Here is a 17,271-nt window from a genome sequence, read left to right as displayed (position 1 = left end):
CAGCCAAGGACACCCCATGAGTAGTTCGACAGCCACGGTGAACGCAATGTTCGCAGCCCTCACCGATTTCGACGTGGACACCGCAGCCGAATTGATGACAGACGACATCGTGTGGCAAAACGTCTCGCTCCCCACACTGCGAGGCAAGAAGACCGTCGTGCGAGCGCTACGTCTGGTCACCAAGCCTTCACTGAAATTCGAGGCGGAGATGCACCACATCGTCGGCGACGAGTCCACGGTGCTCACCGAACGCACCGACATTCTGACTGTCGGGCCGTTGCGCATCGAGTTCTGGGTATGCGGAACTTTCGAACTGCGCGACGGCAAGGTCTCCGTCTGGCGGGACTACTTCAGTCTGCGAGACGTCGCGTGGGGCGTGGTGACCGCGGTCGGCCGCGCAGTTGTCGGGACCGGGACACGAAGTAGGCTTGCTCCGGCCTGAAATCACCTGCCGAAAGCGAGCGAACCTGCCATGTCCGAAAACACCACGCCTGACTCCTTCGACGCCGGATTGGCTGTGCGCACCGAAGTCATGGGGGCCGATTTCGTCGACGCCGCCTTCGAGCGCACCCGCGGCACCGACAGCGAAGAACTGCAGAACTTCGTGACTGCCAACGTCTGGGGTTCGGTATGGACGCGCCCGGGACTGGATCGCCGCAGTCGTAGTCTGATCAATCTGGGGATGCTGATCGCGCTGCGCGCCGAGAACGAACTCAAAGGCCACGTACGTGGGGCATTGCGAAACGGCTTGACGCGCACCGAGATCGTCGAAACCGTGATCCACGCGAGCGCGTATTGCGGCGCTCCGGCCGGACTGGCGGCGATGCGTGTGGTGCAGGAAGTTCTCGACAACGAACTGGGACCGCTGCAAAACTGAACAACTTCAAACCCAGGCATCTCCCCGTGCAGACCGAAGTCCGCACGGGGAGATCACTTCTCAGGAAGTGGGGCCGAACTCCTCGAGCATGTCGGTCACCAACTCGGCGATCGGCGAACGCTCACTGCGCGTGAGTGTGATGTGCGCAAAAAGCGGGTGCCCCTTGAGCTTTTCGATGACGGCTGCAACTCCGTCGTGCCTGCCCACTCGCAGGTTGTCACGCTGCGCGACGTCGTGCGTGAGGACCACTCGCGAGCCGGTTCCCAGACGAGAAAGCACTGTCAGCAGAACATTTCGTTCGAGCGACTGCGCTTCGTCGACGATCACGAACGAATCGTGCAGCGACCGACCGCGAATGTGCGTCAGCGGCAACACTTCCAGCATTCCGCGGGCGAGAACCTCCTCGAGAACCTCTGGCGAGGCCAACCCGTCGAGAGTGTCGAAGACGGCCTGAGCCCACGGGCCCATCTTCTCGCTCTCACTACCGGGAAGGTAGCCGAGTTCTTGTCCGCCAACGGCATACAGCGGACGGAAGACGACAACCTTGCGCTGAGTGCGGCGCTCGAGAACGGCTTCCAAACCTGCCGTCAGAGCCAAGGCCGACTTACCGGTGCCTGCCTTACCACCGAGAGAGATGATGCCGATACTCTCGTCCATGAGGAGATCGAGCGCAATGCGCTGCTCGGCGGAGCGGCCGTGTAACCCGAACGCCTCGCGCTCACCGCGCACCAACTGGATGCGCTTGTCCGGAGTCACCCGTCCGAGCGCGCTCGACGAACCACCCAACAGGCGAAGACCCGTGTGACACGGCAGATCTCGCGCTTCGTCGAGGTCCAGGAATCCCTCGTTGAAAAGCTCGTCGATGTCCGTCGATGCGACGTCCAGTTCGGTCATGCCCGTCCATCCGGAGGGCACGACGTCGTGAGCGTGGTACTCGTCGGCGGGTAGCCCCACCGCGCCTGCCTTCACACGAAGCGGAATGTCCTTGCTGACGAGGACTACGTCCTTGCCCTCTGCCGCAAGGTTCAAGGCGCACGCCAAGATCCTCGAATCGTTACTGTCCGTGCGGAATCCGACGGGCAAGACCGCAGGGTCGGTGTGATTGAGTTCAACCTGCAGTGTCCCGTTCTCGGTGCCGATCGGCACCGGACGGTCCAGTCGGCTGTATTCGATCCGAAGATCGTCGAGCATGCGGAGCGATTCTCGGGCGAACCATCCCAGTTCGTGGTGGTGTCGTTTGCCTTCGAGTTCGCTGATCACGACCAGTGGGAGCACCACGTGGTGTTCGGCGAATCGAGTGACAGCCCATGGATCGGACAGTAGTACCGAGGTATCCAAGACGTACGTGCGAAGTGCATCTCCCGAATGATTCCCGGCTGATAGATCAGCCCGGGCCGAGTGGGCAGAGACGGAGCGTGATGCAGTCACGTTGGGCTCCTAGGTCTACGCGGCACCCGCGCAAACTCAGCTCGCTGGGCCGGACGGCTCTGGTGTCAGGTGACGCAGTGTCAGCTGAAACAAGGGCCGGGCGCCGGCCCTCTCGTACTGAGTGTTTCAGTCACGATCAGAACCTCCCGCACAAGTAACTTCTGGTTACTCGTTACTGCCGACGGTACTGCGGATCGGACACTCGCGCCACGGAACGAGCCGCACATCTGGTGAACGCCAGGTAACAAAATGCCACACGTGTGATTCGGAGTCACTCAGGACTCGATCAGACCCCACTTGGCGGCGCGCACCGCTGCCTGAACCCGCGAATTGGTTCCGGTCTTGACGAAGATGTTCTCGAGATGGGTGGCGACAGTGCGTCGGCTGACGAACAGCTCTTCGGCGATCTCGACATTGCCCGCGCCCTTGGCCACCAATTGCAGAACCTGAATCTCCCGCGGGCTCAGGTGAACGCGATCGAGCGCCACCTGGTCCCCTACGACCCGGGAGCAGGCTGTACTCGACGCCGCCACCACCTCTCGCACACGATCGACGAGGCCCGAATCCGCGAAGCTCATGTGCAGCATTCCGGTCACCTCACGGCCGGCAAACCCCAACGCGACCGATGCTCCCTCGGCATATCCGGACGGCCGCAGAACATCGGTGATCAACTCGACCTGCTCGAAGCGTGGCACGTCCTGCCAGAACACCGGAACGCCCGAAGCCTCGCGAACGATGCCGAACAGGTCTCGATCGGCGACGAAGTCGTCGAGAAGGAACTCGAGCACCCTGGTGTTGTATCCGGAACTCGCCAGGGCCCGATGCCGTCCGGTGGACGGATCTCGGTACGTAACCGCTGCTGCCGCGTACTCGAGCCCGCGTGCTCGGAGTTCTTCGGCGCACAGACCGAGAATGCCGTACGCCCCCGCCGCCGGCGATCGCGGCGCGAACATGTCAGGTCCAGCGCCGCGATCAGGCAGTACAGACGTCATCACACCAATCTAGTCAGTTGTGTGAGCTAGGCCACCACCAGCGAATCGGCAGGCTTCTTGTCGGCCCACGGACGAGCTGCCTCGAAGTTCGCGGCCGTCCGCAAGACCAGTGCATCCTGACGGTGGCGTGCGGCAATCTGCAGCCCCACCGGTCGGCCGTCGGCGGTGAATCCGGCGGGCACGGTGATCGCCGGGTTGTTGAGCATGTTGTACGGGTAGGTGAAGAGCCAATCGAGCAACTGCTCACGCAGCGACGCACCTTCGAGCCACGACGGTGCGAACTGGCTGAGCGGGAACGTGGGCGACGCCAAGGTCGGCGAAACCAGTACGTCGTAGTCGTTCATGAACGTGGTCCACGTGTCCCACATGACGCCGCGGAAGGCGTCGGCCCGCCCGACGTCGACACCGGTGAGCCGCTCGGCCTCGTGCATGATTTCGATGAGGTTGTCATCGACCTCGCCGCGCTGGTTCTCCCAGTCGAGCAAGTCGTACTCCGAAGCGAAACCCGGAACCCAGATGCCGTTCCACATCGATTTCGACGGATTTCCCCACGGCGGGGTCGCCTCGGTGATCTGGGCACCCAATTCCTCGAATGCCGACAACGCGTCGAGGCACACGGCCAGTACTTCCGGATCAACATGGCCGAGACCGAGATTCGTCGACCACGCAACACGAAGTCCCTTCACGTCACCCTTCGCCGCTTCGACGTACGAGGTCTCGGCACGCTCGATCGAGAGCGGATCCGCATTGTGCGGCCCGGCCATCACGTCGAGCATGAGCGCGTTGTCGGCAACCGTCCTGGTGATCGGACCGTGGTACGCCCAGTTGTAGAACCGGCCGGCCAGGATGGTCTGCGGGATGACACCGGTGGTCGGCTTGAGCCCGACAACCCCGCAGAGAGCCGATGGGATTCGCACCGATCCGGCGCCGTCACTGCCCTCGGCGAGTGGCCCGAGGCCGGCAGCCACAGCAGCCGACGCACCGCCACTGGACCCGCCCGCACTGTTGCCGACCTTCCACGGGTTGTGCGTCGGCCCGTACAGGTGGTTGTCCGTGCCCCCGTAGTAACCGCTTTCGGGAGTGTTCGTCTTTCCTAGGAACAGTCCGCCCGCGCCGCGCAGCCTGTCCACCACGACGGCATTTCCCGTCGCGATGTTGTCGGCCATCGGCTTCATCCCGAACGTGGTCGGCAGCCCGTCCACTGCCGTCAGATCCTTGATCGTGAACGGAACACCGTGCAGCGGGCCGAGCTTCTCGCCCGATTCCTGCTGCCGGGAGAGTTCGGCCGCGTCGCGCGTGACCTGCTCGCGATCGAACTGCACTATCGCGTTGATCGACGGATTGACGGCGTCGACGCGCTGGATCATCGCTTCGGCAATCTCGTTGGGCGAGAGACTGTTCGACGCGACCTCCGCCGCCATCTCGGTAGCGGAGAGCCAATGCAGATTCTGTTCGGTCATGGGATTTCCTTCGCCGGAGGGGTGATGCTCTCAGGCTAGGGAGCGCCGAACTCCGCCACCATCGGTCATGTGACCGATGCCACAAGTCCATGAACCGCAAATCCATGAACACCGACGGCCCGGCCCCTCGAAAGGGACCGGGCCGTCGGTGAAGAAATTCCTAGACGTTCTTGCTGAGCAGGCCCCAGTTCTCGAGACCGTCGTACAGAGGAAGGTCGAGGGCGAGCTTGGCGACGCGCGCACGCAGCGCCGGCAGATCCGCGTTGCCGGCCAGAGCGGTACCGATGATGTCGGCGACCTCGGTGAACTCGGCATCGCCGAATCCGCGGGTGGCCAACGCTGCGGTACCGATACGCAGACCGGAGGTGGTCATCGGCGGGCGGGGATCGAACGGAACAGCGTTGCGGTTGACCGTGATGCCGATTTCGTGCAGAAGATCCTCACCCTGCTGGCCGTCGAGCTGCGAGTTACGCAGGTCCACGAGAACGAGGTGGACGTCGGTGCCACCGGTCAGGACGCTGATGCCCTGATCTGCGACGTCCTTGTTCCCCAGACGCTCGGCCAGGATGCGCGCACCGGAAAGCGTGCGTGCCTGACGATCCTTGAACTCTTCTCCCGCAGCGATCTTGAAGGTGACGGCCTTGGCCGCGATGGCATGCATGAGCGGTCCGCCCTGCTGACCGGGGAAGACAGCGGAGTTGAGCTTCTTGGCCCACTCCTTCTTCGCCAGGATCAGACCGGAACGCGGTCCACCGAGGGTCTTGTGGACGGTCGAGGAGACGACGTCTGCGTACGGGACGGGCGACGGGTGCAGGCCTGCCGCAACCAATCCGGCGAAGTGAGCCATGTCGACCCACAGGTACGCCCCGACCTCGTCCGCGATCGCACGGAAGGCCGCGAAGTCCTGCTGACGCGGGTACGCGGACCAGCCGGCGACGATGACCTTCGGCTTCTCGGCGAGGGCGATCGAGCGCACCTCGTCCATGTCGATGCGGTGGTCTTCCTTGCTGACGCCGTAGGACGCGACGTCGTACAACTTGCCGGAGAAGTTGAGCTTCATGCCGTGCGTGAGGTGACCGCCGTGTGCAAGGTCGAGGCCGAGCAGCTTCTCACCCGGGTTCATCAGTGCCATCAGGACAGCAGCATTGGCCTGTGCGCCCGAGTGCGGCTGAACGTTCGCGAACTCCGCGCCGAAGAGTTCCTTCGCACGGTTGCGCGCGAGATCCTCGATGACGTCGACGTGCTCGCAACCGCCGTAGTAACGACGTCCAGGGTAGCCCTCGGCGTACTTGTTGGTCAGGACGCTGCCCTGAGCCTGCAGAACCGAGCGGGGAACGAAGTTCTCCGACGCGATCATCTCGAGCGTGTCGCGCTGACGAGCCAATTCACCAGCCATCGCCTCGGCGACTTCGGGGTCGAGTTCGGCGAGTGATGCAGAGTTGACGTCGGAGCCGGGCACAGCGGTCATCGAAGAATCTCCAAGCTGGATGCGGAAACGAATGCGTCCAGTCTACGAAGTTCGCTCCCGCCGCCTCCACCCGGCACTAGGCAGCACGCAGAGAGCTGGGGACCAGCGGCTCGTCGAGCAGCCTGCGGAAGCGTTCGGTGCGCTCTGCGCCCACCGGCACCTCGTCCAGCCAGCCACCGAGCAGCCGATATCCCTCGACATACGTGCTGGTGTACGCCCGCCACAGCGGCGAAGACAGGAACTTGAGCGATTGGCGAGCGCGTTCCGGCGTCGACAGCGACCACCGTTCGAGGAAGAGCGCCACGTCGTCGAGGCTGCGGCCCTCGTCGTGCAACATCAGTGCAGCATCCTGACGAACGCTCAGCAGTTGCCCCGACGCGGTGGAGAGCCGTTGCGCCTTCTCCCCGTCGAAAGACAATCCGAGATCGGCGTAGATCTCCTGCGCCCACAGGCCCCACTCCGGACCGACTATCGCTTCGAGCGCCAGATCCGCGAGGCCTTCGGCCATGATGCACTGCGGCGTGTTGACCAGGAACAGCGTCTGCTCGAGTTGGCCGGTCCCGACCAGGCCGGCTTCCTTGCGGCAGTGCTCGGTGTGATGGCCGGGGTAGGACTCGTGCGCGATCAGCCGCGGCAAGTTAGCCATGAACTGCGGCAGGTCCGAGTTGATCGCAACCTTGGAGCGGTAGTCACCGAGGTAGTAGTTGAAGCCGGACCACGGCTTGTCCCCCACCACTTCGTATTCGACGGTTTCCGACGCGGGAAGCCCGAACGTGCCGCGAACCAGATCACGCAGCGCACTCGACATTGCCTCGACGCACTCGTTCAGTCTTGCTGGGGGGATCTCGTCGGCCTTGCGATGCGCCTGCACCCGCTGCGCCAACGGTCCCGGACCGGGGAGAACGTCACCCATCAACCGGTGAGCGTCGCTGTAGGCGTCCTCGTTTCCCTTGGCGATTCGTACGTCGAAGTACGCCTCCACCTCGTCCACGAAGCCGATGTCCTCACCCGCGAACTTGCGCCCGGAGCATTCGAGGGCGCGCAAGTGAACGTCGATGAAGTGAGCGCGCTCGGCGTTCAGACCACTTCCGGCCAGTTCGCCCCGCAATTGACGTGCCGTGCGGGCAAGTTCGCGCGGATCGGGCTTCGGGGCGCTCTCGACCTGCTTCCGCAACGCCGGGTCACCGGTGAACGCATCGACGAATCCGTCTTCGAGACGGTCGAAACCCAGTCCGAGCAGCAGATATTGGCGAACAAGTGTGTCTGGATCCATAACGACCGAGCCTAGCCGCTCGCTCCGGAATGCCACCCGGCGAAAGTCCCGGACGTGGCACCGAGCACAATCCGACTATGCACTCGGATCGTGCGCACTCGCGCCTGGCTTGCTCGCATAGCTGTTTCGTCCGCCGGGCTCCGGGTTCACTACGCGCCGGTGAGCTGGGCTGATGGCGCGTACCAACGAGTCGAGTCCCTACGTCGAGTTCGACCGCAAGCAGTGGCGGACACTGCGTAAGTCGACGCCGCTGGTGTTGACCGAGGACGAGTTGTACGGACTGCGCGGTCTCGGCGAGCAGATCGATCTCGAAGAGGTCGCCGAGGTCTATCTCCCCCTCGCACGTCTGATCCACCTGCAGGTGGCGGCGCGCCAACGACTGTTCGCGGCCACCGCCACGTTCCTCGGTGAGAAGCATCCCGATCGCCAGGTGCCCTTCGTCATCGGTGTCGCCGGTTCGGTTGCGGTCGGAAAATCCACGACAGCTCGTGTGCTGCAAGCTCTCCTGGCCCGCTGGGATCACCACCCACGCGTCGACCTCGTCACCACGGACGGATTCCTGTATCCGACCAAGGAACTCCAGCGTCGAGGCATCATGCACCGCAAGGGTTTTCCCGAAAGCTACGATCGTCGCAAGCTGTTGCGCTTCGTCACGGAAGTCAAGTCCGGCGCGGAAGAAGTAGCGGCGCCGGTGTATTCGCACACGTCGTACGACATCATCCCGGGCCAGTACCATCTGATCCGCCAGCCGGACATCCTCATCATCGAGGGCCTCAACGTCCTGCAGACCGGCCCACGTCTGATGGTCTCCGATCTGTTCGACTTCTCGATCTACGTCGACGCCCGCATCGAGGACATCGAAGCCTGGTACATCGAGCGGTTCCTCGCACTACGCAAGACGTCGTTCGCCGATCCGAACGCTCACTTTCACCACTACTCCGGCCTCTCCGACCGTGACGCGACCATCGCGGCGAAGGAGATCTGGAACTCGATCAATCACCCGAACCTGGTGGAGAACATTCTCCCCACCCGCCCTCGCGCAACCCTGGTGCTGCGCAAGGACGCCGATCACACGATCAACCGGCTCCGACTGCGCAAGCTCTGAGACGACTCAGGCGCCGAACCGGCGGTGGCGCGCCGCATAGTCACGCAGGGCCCGCAGAAAGTCGACTCGGCGGAACTCGGGCCAGTACGCCTCGGTGAACCAGATCTCCGAATAGGCGCTCTGCCACAACAGGAATCCGGAGAGCCGCTGCTCGCCGGAGGTGCGGATCACCAGATCCGGATCGGGCTGCCCCGACGTGTAGAGGTGACCGTCGATGCCGTCGACCGTGACGGCCTGGATCAGTTCGTCTCCGCTCAGACCTTCACCGATCTTGTCGCGTAGGAGCGATTGGACGGCGTCGGCGATCTCCTGCCGCCCGCCGTATCCGATCGCGACGTTGACATGCGTTCCGGTTCGGCCACTTGTTCCGGCTGCAGCTTCCCGCAATCGCCTGGACTGCTCGGGGGGCAGAAGATCGAGGGCACCGACGATCTGCACGCTCCAGTTCTTGCCGGGCCCGGAGATCTCTTCGACGACGTCGGTGATGATCTCGAGGAGGGTGTCCAACTCTTCCGGTTCGCGGCGCAGGTTCTCGGTCGAGAGCAGATAGATGGTTGCCATCTCGATTCCGGCGGCGTCGCACCATTCCAACAATTCGGCGATCTTGAGTGCGCCCATGCGGTGCCCGTGACTGACATCGGTGAAGCCGTTCTCGCGAGCCCATCGCCGGTTTCCGTCACACATCACGGCTACGTGCCGGGGGTGCGCGAGACCGTCGAGATGACTGAGGAGCCGTCGCTCGTAGATGCTGTACAGCAGTCCGCGCAGATTCACCGTGACATCACCATGGTGTCAAAGACTACGCCCGGCAGTGACAGCCACATGCGAGCGCCGTCACGCTTTTTGTACGCGTCGAAAACCCGCAGGTAGGTTATGCTACTGGTGCGTAACCTACGGTACCGTAGGTTACGCGGTTCGCAACAGCACGGAACGAGAGGGGTTGCACATGACGGCATTCGGGCTCGACGAGCTTCCGGTCAAACCACGCATGCGCGGTTGGATCCACCTGTGGGCGCTCGGTGTCTCCGTCGTGGCGGGCATCGTTCTCGTGTCCGTGGCCGGCGCTCAGGTAGGCGCCAAGGCGGCCTGGGCAACCGCGATCTACAGCATCACGATCTGCGGCCTCTTCGGCATCAGCGCGACGTATCACCGCATCCAGTGGCAGACGGTCAAGGGCCGTACGTGGATGAAGCGTGCGGACCATTCGATGATCTTTCTCTTCATCGCCGGCAGCTACACTCCGTTCGCCATGCTCGGCCTCCCCGCTGACACCGGCAAGATCATTCTTGCGATCGTGTGGGCCGGCGCGCTCGCCGGCGTCGCGCTCAAGATGCTCTGGCCCACCGCCCCGAAATGGGTGGGAGTTCCCCTCTACCTGCTCCTCGGCTGGGCGATCGTCCCAGTGGTCGGCGAACTGACACACCAGGTCGGCGTCGCCCCGATGGTCCTGCTGCTCGTCGGCGGAATCTTCTACAGCGTCGGCGCAATTCTGTACGCGACGAAATGGCCCAACCCGTGGCCCACGACGTTCGGTCACCACGAGTTCTTCCATGCCGCGACGGTCGTCGCGGCGATCTGCCACTACATCGCGGTATGGCTCGTCGTGTTCAACTGACTCGCCAACTCCACCACCGTCGTCACCGGCCGATCGCACACGAATCCCCGGCAGATGTACGCGGCTTCACCACCGTCGACAAGGGGTCGATCGGCAAGCAGCGGTGAAGAATCCGGCGATCCGCCCACCACCACTGCACCACCCGGGGCAAGCCGGCGGGCAGCGGCCAACAGCGATCCTTCACCGACGACGGCCACCTGTATCGGACCACGCAACGACGCTTCCGCCACCGCGAGCCAGTGTCCCGCCGAGCGCGGCGCACGCTCGAGCGCCAGCGTGGCCCTCGCCATCGCGTCCGCCGCGGCCTGGGCGTAACGAGAGGAGCGCTCGGCGTCGGTCAACGCCGATGCGGTCAACAGAGCCTCGGCGATGCTCGACGCACCGGAAGGCGTCGCGCCGTCCAACGGGTCTCGGGGCCGGGTGACGAGAGACTCCGCGAAATCGGCTGTGTCGAACCAGCTTCCCGGCTCGGCCGGATCGGCGAAATGATCGAGAGTGACGTCGAGCAGCTGCTGCGCCGCATCAAGCCATCGCGCAGTTCCCGTTGCCTGGTAGAGAGCCAGGAGGCCCGTCGCAAGCGTTGCGTAATCCTCGAGCACTGCCGTCGGGGTGCCGACAGTCCCGCCGAGGGAAGCACGGCGCAGACGACCGTCTACCAGGTGAAGGTCAAGAAGAGCGCCGGCGCACTCGGCTGCCGCGTCGATCCAGTCGGGCCGGTCCAGGGCAAGGCCCGCTTCCGTCAAAGCCGTGACGGTCAGCCCGTTCCAGGCAGTCACCACTTTGTCGTCGCGGCCAGGCTGTGGACGCTGAGCCCGGACAGCACGGAGAGCGTCGGAGACCTTCTGCCAGCGCGACCAGTCGTCGGGGTCATGGAGCAACTGCAATACCGACGCACCCTCTTCGAAGGTTCCGGTATCGGTGACCCGGAACAACTCCGACGCCCACTGCCCGTCGTCCTCGCCGAGAATCTCGACCAGTTGCGCCGGCGTCCATACGTACGTGAGGCCTTCGACGCCGCCGGTGTCGGCATCGAGAGCCGAAGCGAAGCAACCGTTCTCGGTCAGCAGATCGGCGAGCAGGAACCCTGCGGTCTCCACGGCGACGCGGGTGGCCAGGTCCGATCCGGTTCGCCGCGCCCAATGCGCGTAGAACCGCAGGAGCAGCGCATTGTCGTAGAGCATCTTCTCGAAGTGCGGAACCACCCACTCGGCATCGACCGAGTACCGCGAGAAACCGCCACCCAACTGGTCGTAGATGCCGCCACGTGCCATTGCTTCGGCGGTGCGCTCGATGCCTCCGAGAATCTCGTTCGAACCTGTGCGCTCGAACTGTCGGAGCATTCCCTCCAAAAGTGCCGACGGCGGAAACTTCGGTGCCCCGCCGAATCCCCCGCGCGGAATGTCCTCGTCGCCGAGGATCGACAGACCCGCCGCATCCAGCAGCTCCGCATCGACGGGCGCGCCGCCGTACGGGATTCCGCCGGACGCGCGCTGAAGTTCCGTGACGATCGACTGTGCCGCGTTGTCGACCTCGTCGCGCCGATTGGTGAAGGTGTCCGCTATCGCTTCGAGAAGCTGTGTGAACGAGGGCATTCCGCCGCGAGGCGTCGGCGGGTAATACGTACCGCAATAGAACGGCGAACCGTCGGGAGTCAGGAAACAGGTCATCGGCCAGCCGCCCTGACCGGTCATCGCGACCGTCGCGTTCATGTAGACGGCGTCGATGTCCGGACGTTCTTCGCGGTCCACCTTCACGCAGACGAAGTTCGCGTTCATGATCGCCGCGATCTCGTCGTTCTCGAACGACTCGTGCGCCATGACGTGGCACCAGTGGCACGCCGAGTACCCGATCGAGAGGAGGATCGGCACGTTGCGCTCGCGCGCCCACTCCATCGCCTCTTCGCCCCACTGTTGCCAGTGGACCGGATTGTCGGCGTGCTGACGCAGGTAAGGACTCGAGGACCCACCCAGGTTGTTCCGCATCCGTGGGTCCATCGTCGCTACCTCGTCCGTCTCAGGATTCTTGCTTCGGCTTCTTCTCGGTAGAGACGTTCGGTTCCGCCGGGCTCGGAGCTGTGATCGCTCCCCGATCGGTGCCTTCGTCCGCCTGCTGATCGAGTTCGGGATGATCCGGTTCGAAGGTTTCCGGCAGCTTCTTGAGCTGGCGATTCATCGACCGAACCAACAGGATCACACCGATGAGGAGTGCCAGAATGACCAGCAATCCGACCGGAGACGACTTTCCGAACTCCGGACCCGATGGATTACTCGGGGTCTGAGCAAGAAATTGTGTGGTGCCGAGAACTACCTCGGCGGACAGAGCATTCACTTCTGAGCGTCCTCTTCGAGACCTGCGAACAGGTCGGTTTCCGGAATGGACGTGGTGACCCGCGTCTTGGCGAGCTCGAATTCCTCGGTGGGCCAGATCTTCTGCTGAATGTCGAGCGGCACAGCGAAGAACGAACCGTTGGGATCGATCTGCGTCGCGTGCGCCCGCAGAGCGTCGTCACGCTGAGGAAAGTAATCGCCGCACGTGACCTGAGTGGTCACCCGAACCATCATGTCGCCACGCTCGGTCTTCCACTTCTTGAGCCAGTCCGCCATCGGGAACGGCTCACCCCGGCGCTCGTACTCCTCCTGGAAGAGTTCGAGGCGCTTACGGATGAATCCGTGCGAGTAGTAGAGCTTCTTGATCTCCCACGGCTGACCGTCCTCGGGGAAGTACTCGGGATCGGCGGCGGCTTCGTACGCAGCCATCGACACCTCGTGGCACCGGATGTGGTCCGGATGTGGGTATCCGCCGTTCTCGTCGTACGTCGTGACGACGTGGGGACGGAATTCGCGAATCACCTTGACCAGAGCGCGCGTGGACTCTTCGAGCGGAACGAGGGCGAAGCACCCTTCGGGCAGCGGCGGAAGAGGGTCACCCTCGGGGAGCCCGGAATCGACAAAACCGAGCCAGCGCTGCTTCACGCCCAGGATGCGAGCGGCCTCGGCCATCTCCTCCTGGCGGACTTCGCTGATTCGATCGCGGACGCCGGGAACGTCCATGGCCGGGTTGAGAATGTCGCCACGCTCACCCCCGGTGAGCGTCAGGACCATCACTTCGTGGCCTTCGGCTGCATAACGGGCGGTGGTGGCCGCACCCTTGCTCGACTCGTCGTCGGGATGGGCATGGACGGCCATGAGCCGGAATCCGCTCACGTGTTCGTTCACCTCAACTTCACCTATTGCCGTCGCCGGCAGTCTTCGACCAACACGCTTTGTACCGCTCGAATTGCTCCGAGCCTTTGCCGTCAAACGTACCGACTGCCGTCAAACCTACCGACGGCGCGACGGGACACGTCCTCTATAGTTCCACCCGAGAGTTCCTGGCGCAGCCGTGACCCCTTCAGTAGTTCGGTGGGGCGCAGTCAGTTGCTGCACGACACGTGAACTCGAGTCTTCGAGAGCAGAGTGATGAGCAAACCGCTTCCCCAAGATCGGTACCCGAGCACTACTCGCACGGGCAGTCCCCGCAAGTGGATGGTGTGGGCTCTGACCGCTCTCGTCATCGTCGTCGGCGGCGGAATCGCGTACTACGCGTACGGAAAATTCGCAGTCAAGGAAATCGAGACCGAGACCATCTCGTTCGACATCGCCAACGACGCCACGGTGAAGATCCGCTTCACCGTCACCCGTGACGATTCGTCACGTGAAGCGATGTGCATCGTGCGCGCCCGCTCGAAGGACGGCTCCGAAACCGGTCGACGCGAGGTCTACGTCCCGCCTTCGGAACATCAGACCCTCGAGTTCAACACCGAGGTCAAGACGTCCCAGCCGCCCGGCATGGCCGACGTCTACGGCTGCAGCTTCGACGTTCCGGAGTACCTGACCAAGAGCTGACCTCGGACGCACCCACCCTGCCGGACGTTTGGCGCCGGACAGGGCGGGTAGTCATGCGTGATAGAATTGCCCGATACACGGTTCCGGGTGGAACCGTGTATTGCTGCATTGACGCAAGGTTTGACGGCAAGGCTGCACCCCTGGTGGTGCTTCTGCGTCGTTGTTCGCTGCTGTTGCAGCGATCGTCGAGGGAGCCCCCGGCTCCGACTACTAGGGAGTGATCGAGATGACCGAGACCCAGGTGACCTGGCTTACCCAGGAATCACATGACAGGCTCAAGAACGAACTCGACCAGCTCATCGCCAATCGCCCTGTCATCGCCGCCGAGATCAACGAGCGTCGCGAAGAGGGCGACCTGAAAGAGAACGGCGGCTACCACGCTGCCCGCGAAGAGCAGGGTCAGCAGGAAGCCCGCATTCGCCAGCTCCAGGAGCTGCTGAACAGCGCCAAGGTCGGCGAAGCCCCCACGCAGTCCGGTGTTGCACTGCCCGGATCCGTAGTCAAGGTCTACTACGACGGCGACGAGAGTGACACCGAGACGTTCCTCATCGCTACCCGCGAAGAAGGCGCACGTGACGCCAAGCTCGAGGTTTACTCCCCGAACTCACCGCTGGGCGGCGCATTGCTCGAAGCCAAGGTCGGCGACACGCGTGAGTACAACCTGCCCAACGGCAGCACCATGAAGGTCACGCTGCTGAGCGCGGAGCCTTACCACAGCTGATCGCCTTCACCAGCCCTGAAGAAGTACCAGCTCTGAAAAGAAGCGCCACCCGACTCGGTCGGGTGGCGCTTCTTGCTCGATCGGCGTTGCAGTTCCGGCGCACTCACACCACGCGGCGAGCTTTCATTCCGGCGAAGATCGGGCCGACCTTCACGACGTCGCCGAACGTGGGTGCGTGAAGCATCTGACCGTTGCCGACGTAGATCGCCACGTGGCCGGGTCCGCCTGCCTGCCAATTGCCGAACAACAGGTCACCGGGCTGCGCCTGGTCGAGCGGGATCTCGACGCCGACGCCCCACTGCGTCTCGGAGGTCCGCGGCAGCGTCACGCCAGTTGCCGCGTGGATCGCGTACGACGTCAAGCCCGAGCAGTCGAACCCGCCCATCGACGGCCCGTTGACGTTTCCGCCGCCCCACACGTAGGGCAATCCGAGAAACTTCAGACCGGCCTCGACGACGCCGCCCACCGCAGCGGCGAGGTTGTTGTAGTCGAAGGGTGCGAGCATGAGGGCGAACGAGTCCTGCAACGATTTGATCTGGGCGACAAACGGAGCGGCGGCCGCCTGCTCGGCGGGAACGTCACCTGACTTGTCTGCCGGAACGCCGCCCGCTTCACGAACGGCGTCGGGCCCGACGTCGTATGCCGCGAGGGCGAGGTCGACGGTATCGCCCTCGACTTCACCGGACTTCTGCCAGGACTGCGCCTGCTTCACGAGATCGCACAACCGGTAGCCGGTTGTCATCACCGGATCAGCGACGCCCAGAATGTCCATCTTCCCGTCGCCGTCACCGTCTTTGCCGTAGGCAGTCCACGCCGCGGTGGTGAAGCGGCCAGGCCCGCGTCCGCCCTCAGGTGAGATGTCGGTGTCGGGTCCGTACTTGAATCCGTTCTCGACCGAGTACAGCGAGGCGATCACCGCGGGCGTGATCTCCGAGCAGAGAGCACCCGCCTTCTTGATCCACGGCGCGAACACTGCCACCGCTCCCACGGGCGCCAACGTCGCTCCCGGAAAGTTGGAAGGCACGGAAGGCACGATTCCCTCAGGTGTGTCCTGTGTTCGCGCCGGCCCGTTCCAGGCTGCAAGTGAGACTGCAGCATGCGAAGACTCGTTCTTCTCGACTTGAGCGGGCGCGCCGAGAGTTCCACTCATCACGCCCAGTGCGGTGCCGATCGACACAGCGATCGCCAGGACACCGACTGCCATCCGAACCTCCGATAAACCTCTGAAAACCCATGTACGTGGTCGTACCCGAAACTTGTCGGTGCGAACATCTACTCTTTCGAACATGCATTCGACACGGCTAAGTCTCGCTACTCCTGTAACCAATGTCTCATTTATCTCGGTGGGCGTTACGCAAATGACTACAGACGCCAAGGCTTTTCTCAGGTTCGGCGTGCAAGCTGAGTCCATGAGCGACGATCGGCCACGACCCGCCCGGGGACGCACTACGGTGTATCGACCCGTTCGCCTCGCCCTCGCAGCCACGGCTGTGGCGGGAGCACTCGCAAGCGGCGGACTTTCTCTCGTTTCTTCTCCTACGGCCACGGCGCTCGCGCCGGACACCTCGGCTTCTCACACCAAGAATCCCGTAGCGAAGCGGCCCGTCGTGGTCGCCGGATTCGGAACCCCGGACGCCGTCTCCAACGGTTCGTGAGCACTCCGCGCTCGGCGTCCGAGTGGCTCACCTGGGGTGTGCAGGCTCGGGTCGTCGTCACCGATCCTGAAGTCCTGCCCTCCGCGGCCAGCCTGGTTCGCGGGTACCTCACCGCTGCCGACGCCGCCACCAATCGAGATCGTGCCGACTCCGAGATTCGGACCTACGTCAGCGCCGCAAGCAACGTCGAAGGCGTCGCCGTCACACCCATGTTCGCGCACTTTCTCGAGGACGCGTTGGCTGTCGCACGATTGACCGACGGCAAACTCTCCCCAACGGCCGGCTCGGCAGACCCTCACTCCTGGTGGAAGATTCGCGTCGAGAACAACCGTGTCTACAGCCCGGACGACGTCGTTCTCGACCTGTCCGCGACGGCCCGCGCCAGTTCGGCGGACCACTGCGCGGCCTCCACTGCCACGCTTCTCGGGTGCGGAGTGTTGGTCGGCCTCGGCGGCGACATCGCCGTTGCCGGCGGGGCGCCGGAAGACGGCTGGCAGATTCAGGTTCAAGACCTACCCGGGGATCCGACGTGCCAGGTAGCTCTCCCGTCCGACTGCGGCATCGCCACGGCCAGCACCGTCAAACCATTGCATCGCGAATCGACGGCGACGCCGATGTGGCGGACGGTGTCGGTGATTGCATCTTCGTGCGCCCAGGCCGCCGCACTGAGTCGTGTTGCGGTCGGCATGGGCGGTTCGGCCATCGACTGGCTACATCAACTCGACGTACCCGCCAGGCTGGTCGACCAGGAGTTCCGCGTGACGGTTCTGGGCGGCTGGCCTGACGAGTAACA

The 17,271-nt window shown here is 63.7% G+C and carries 18 protein-coding genes; 8 read left to right on the top strand and 10 right to left on the bottom strand.

All coding sequences use genetic code 11. The features are described 5' to 3' along the window. Positions 1-16: 16 nt before the first annotated feature. Both ACFWEM_RS31050 and ACFWEM_RS31045 read left to right on the top strand, forming a co-directional pair. Positions 17-442 (top strand): limonene-1,2-epoxide hydrolase family protein, encoded by a 426-nt coding sequence (locus tag ACFWEM_RS31050; RefSeq protein WP_378539530.1) that lies wholly within the window; start codon positions 17-19, stop codon positions 440-442. A 30-nt stretch (positions 443-472) separates the two neighbouring features. Continuing rightward, positions 473-877, top strand: a complete 405-nt coding sequence (locus ACFWEM_RS31045; RefSeq protein WP_003945227.1) for a carboxymuconolactone decarboxylase family protein — start codon at positions 473-475, stop codon at positions 875-877. A gap of 60 nt (positions 878-937) precedes the next feature. On the opposite strand, the gene ACFWEM_RS31040 is transcribed toward ACFWEM_RS31045, so the two are convergent. From ACFWEM_RS31040 to ACFWEM_RS31020, 5 genes are all read right to left on the bottom strand, one after another. Further along, positions 938-2,305: a PhoH family protein gene (locus tag ACFWEM_RS31040; protein ID WP_003945274.1), complete on the bottom strand. Its 1,368-nt coding sequence runs from the start codon at positions 2,303-2,305 to the stop codon at positions 938-940. Between the two features lie 275 nt (positions 2,306-2,580). Beyond that, positions 2,581-3,297, bottom strand: coding sequence for a LuxR C-terminal-related transcriptional regulator (locus ACFWEM_RS31035; protein WP_378539529.1), 717 nt, complete (start codon positions 3,295-3,297; stop codon positions 2,581-2,583). Positions 3,298-3,323: 26 nt separating this feature from the next. After that, complete coding sequence (locus ACFWEM_RS31030) at positions 3,324-4,757, bottom strand: amidase (protein WP_378539528.1); 1,434 nt, start codon at positions 4,755-4,757, stop codon at positions 3,324-3,326. Positions 4,758-4,917: 160 nt separating this feature from the next. Continuing rightward, a complete protein-coding gene (gene glyA / locus ACFWEM_RS31025) occupies positions 4,918-6,225 on the bottom strand; it encodes a serine hydroxymethyltransferase (protein WP_003945195.1) in 1,308 nt (435 codons plus the stop codon). A gap of 76 nt (positions 6,226-6,301) precedes the next feature. After that, positions 6,302-7,498: a DUF885 domain-containing protein gene (locus tag ACFWEM_RS31020; protein ID WP_378539527.1), complete on the bottom strand. Its 1,197-nt coding sequence runs from the start codon at positions 7,496-7,498 to the stop codon at positions 6,302-6,304. Between the two features lie 172 nt (positions 7,499-7,670). Here ACFWEM_RS31020 and coaA point away from each other — a divergent pair, with 172 nt between their 5' ends. Then, the gene (gene coaA, locus ACFWEM_RS31015) at positions 7,671-8,603 is read left to right on the top strand and encodes a type I pantothenate kinase (RefSeq protein ID WP_378539526.1); all 933 of its coding nucleotides are present in this window, start codon (positions 7,671-7,673) and stop codon (positions 8,601-8,603) included. A gap of 6 nt (positions 8,604-8,609) precedes the next feature. Here the strand turns inward: coaA and ACFWEM_RS31010 are convergent, their stop codons facing one another. Then, on the bottom strand, positions 8,610-9,377 hold the full coding sequence (locus ACFWEM_RS31010) for an isoprenyl transferase (RefSeq protein WP_214885238.1): 768 nt from the start codon (positions 9,375-9,377) through the stop codon (positions 8,610-8,612). A 172-nt stretch (positions 9,378-9,549) separates the two neighbouring features. Here ACFWEM_RS31010 and ACFWEM_RS31005 point away from each other — a divergent pair, with 172 nt between their 5' ends. Beyond that, positions 9,550-10,218, top strand: coding sequence for a hemolysin III family protein (locus tag ACFWEM_RS31005; RefSeq protein ID WP_378539525.1), 669 nt, complete (start codon positions 9,550-9,552; stop codon positions 10,216-10,218). Here ACFWEM_RS31005 and ACFWEM_RS31000 read toward each other — a convergent pair. Genes ACFWEM_RS31000 through mca form a run of 3 tightly spaced genes read right to left on the bottom strand, consistent with a single transcriptional unit; the run spans position 10,185 to position 13,421 of the window. Next, on the bottom strand, positions 10,185-12,212 hold the full coding sequence (locus ACFWEM_RS31000) for a thioredoxin domain-containing protein (RefSeq protein ID WP_378539524.1): 2,028 nt from the start codon (positions 12,210-12,212) through the stop codon (positions 10,185-10,187). The genes ACFWEM_RS31005 and ACFWEM_RS31000 overlap by 34 nt on opposite strands. A gap of 19 nt (positions 12,213-12,231) precedes the next feature. Further along, positions 12,232-12,546, bottom strand: coding sequence for a hypothetical protein (locus tag ACFWEM_RS30995; protein WP_007726381.1), 315 nt, complete (start codon positions 12,544-12,546; stop codon positions 12,232-12,234). Next, positions 12,543-13,421: a mycothiol conjugate amidase Mca gene (gene mca, locus ACFWEM_RS30990; RefSeq protein WP_378450041.1), complete on the bottom strand. Its 879-nt coding sequence runs from the start codon at positions 13,419-13,421 to the stop codon at positions 12,543-12,545. The genes ACFWEM_RS30995 and mca overlap by 4 nt, the downstream gene beginning before the upstream one ends. Before the next feature lie 255 nt (positions 13,422-13,676). Here mca and ACFWEM_RS30985 point away from each other — a divergent pair, with 255 nt between their 5' ends. Together ACFWEM_RS30985 and greA are read left to right on the top strand one after the other, a co-directional pair. Next, entirely contained in the window at positions 13,677-14,102 is a 426-nt protein-coding gene (locus ACFWEM_RS30985) for a DUF4307 domain-containing protein (protein WP_230814194.1), read from the top strand. Between the two features lie 226 nt (positions 14,103-14,328). After that, a complete protein-coding gene (gene greA, locus ACFWEM_RS30980) occupies positions 14,329-14,823 on the top strand; it encodes a transcription elongation factor GreA (RefSeq protein ID WP_007726385.1) in 495 nt (164 codons plus the stop codon). 103 nt (positions 14,824-14,926) lie between these two features. Here greA and ACFWEM_RS30975 read toward each other — a convergent pair whose 3' ends face one another. Beyond that, positions 14,927-16,027, bottom strand: a complete 1,101-nt coding sequence (locus ACFWEM_RS30975) for an NlpC/P60 family protein (RefSeq protein ID WP_378539523.1) — start codon at positions 16,025-16,027, stop codon at positions 14,927-14,929. A 205-nt stretch (positions 16,028-16,232) separates the two neighbouring features. On the opposite strand from ACFWEM_RS30975, the gene ACFWEM_RS30970 reads away from it, so the two are divergent. Continuing rightward, entirely contained in the window at positions 16,233-16,478 is a 246-nt protein-coding gene (locus ACFWEM_RS30970) for a hypothetical protein (RefSeq protein ID WP_153211881.1), read from the top strand. Next, complete coding sequence (locus ACFWEM_RS30965; protein WP_378539522.1) at positions 16,475-17,269, top strand: FAD:protein FMN transferase; 795 nt, start codon at positions 16,475-16,477, stop codon at positions 17,267-17,269. The genes ACFWEM_RS30970 and ACFWEM_RS30965 overlap by 4 nt, the downstream gene beginning before the upstream one ends. Positions 17,270-17,271 lie beyond the last annotated feature (2 nt).

Origin of the sequence: Rhodococcus sp. NPDC060176 (assembly GCF_042728675.1) — a bacterium.
Classification (GTDB): domain Bacteria; phylum Actinomycetota; class Actinomycetes; order Mycobacteriales; family Mycobacteriaceae; genus Rhodococcus_F.
Note: the sequence above shows the minus strand (reverse complement) of the source record. Positions and strands in the feature narration are given on the sequence as shown.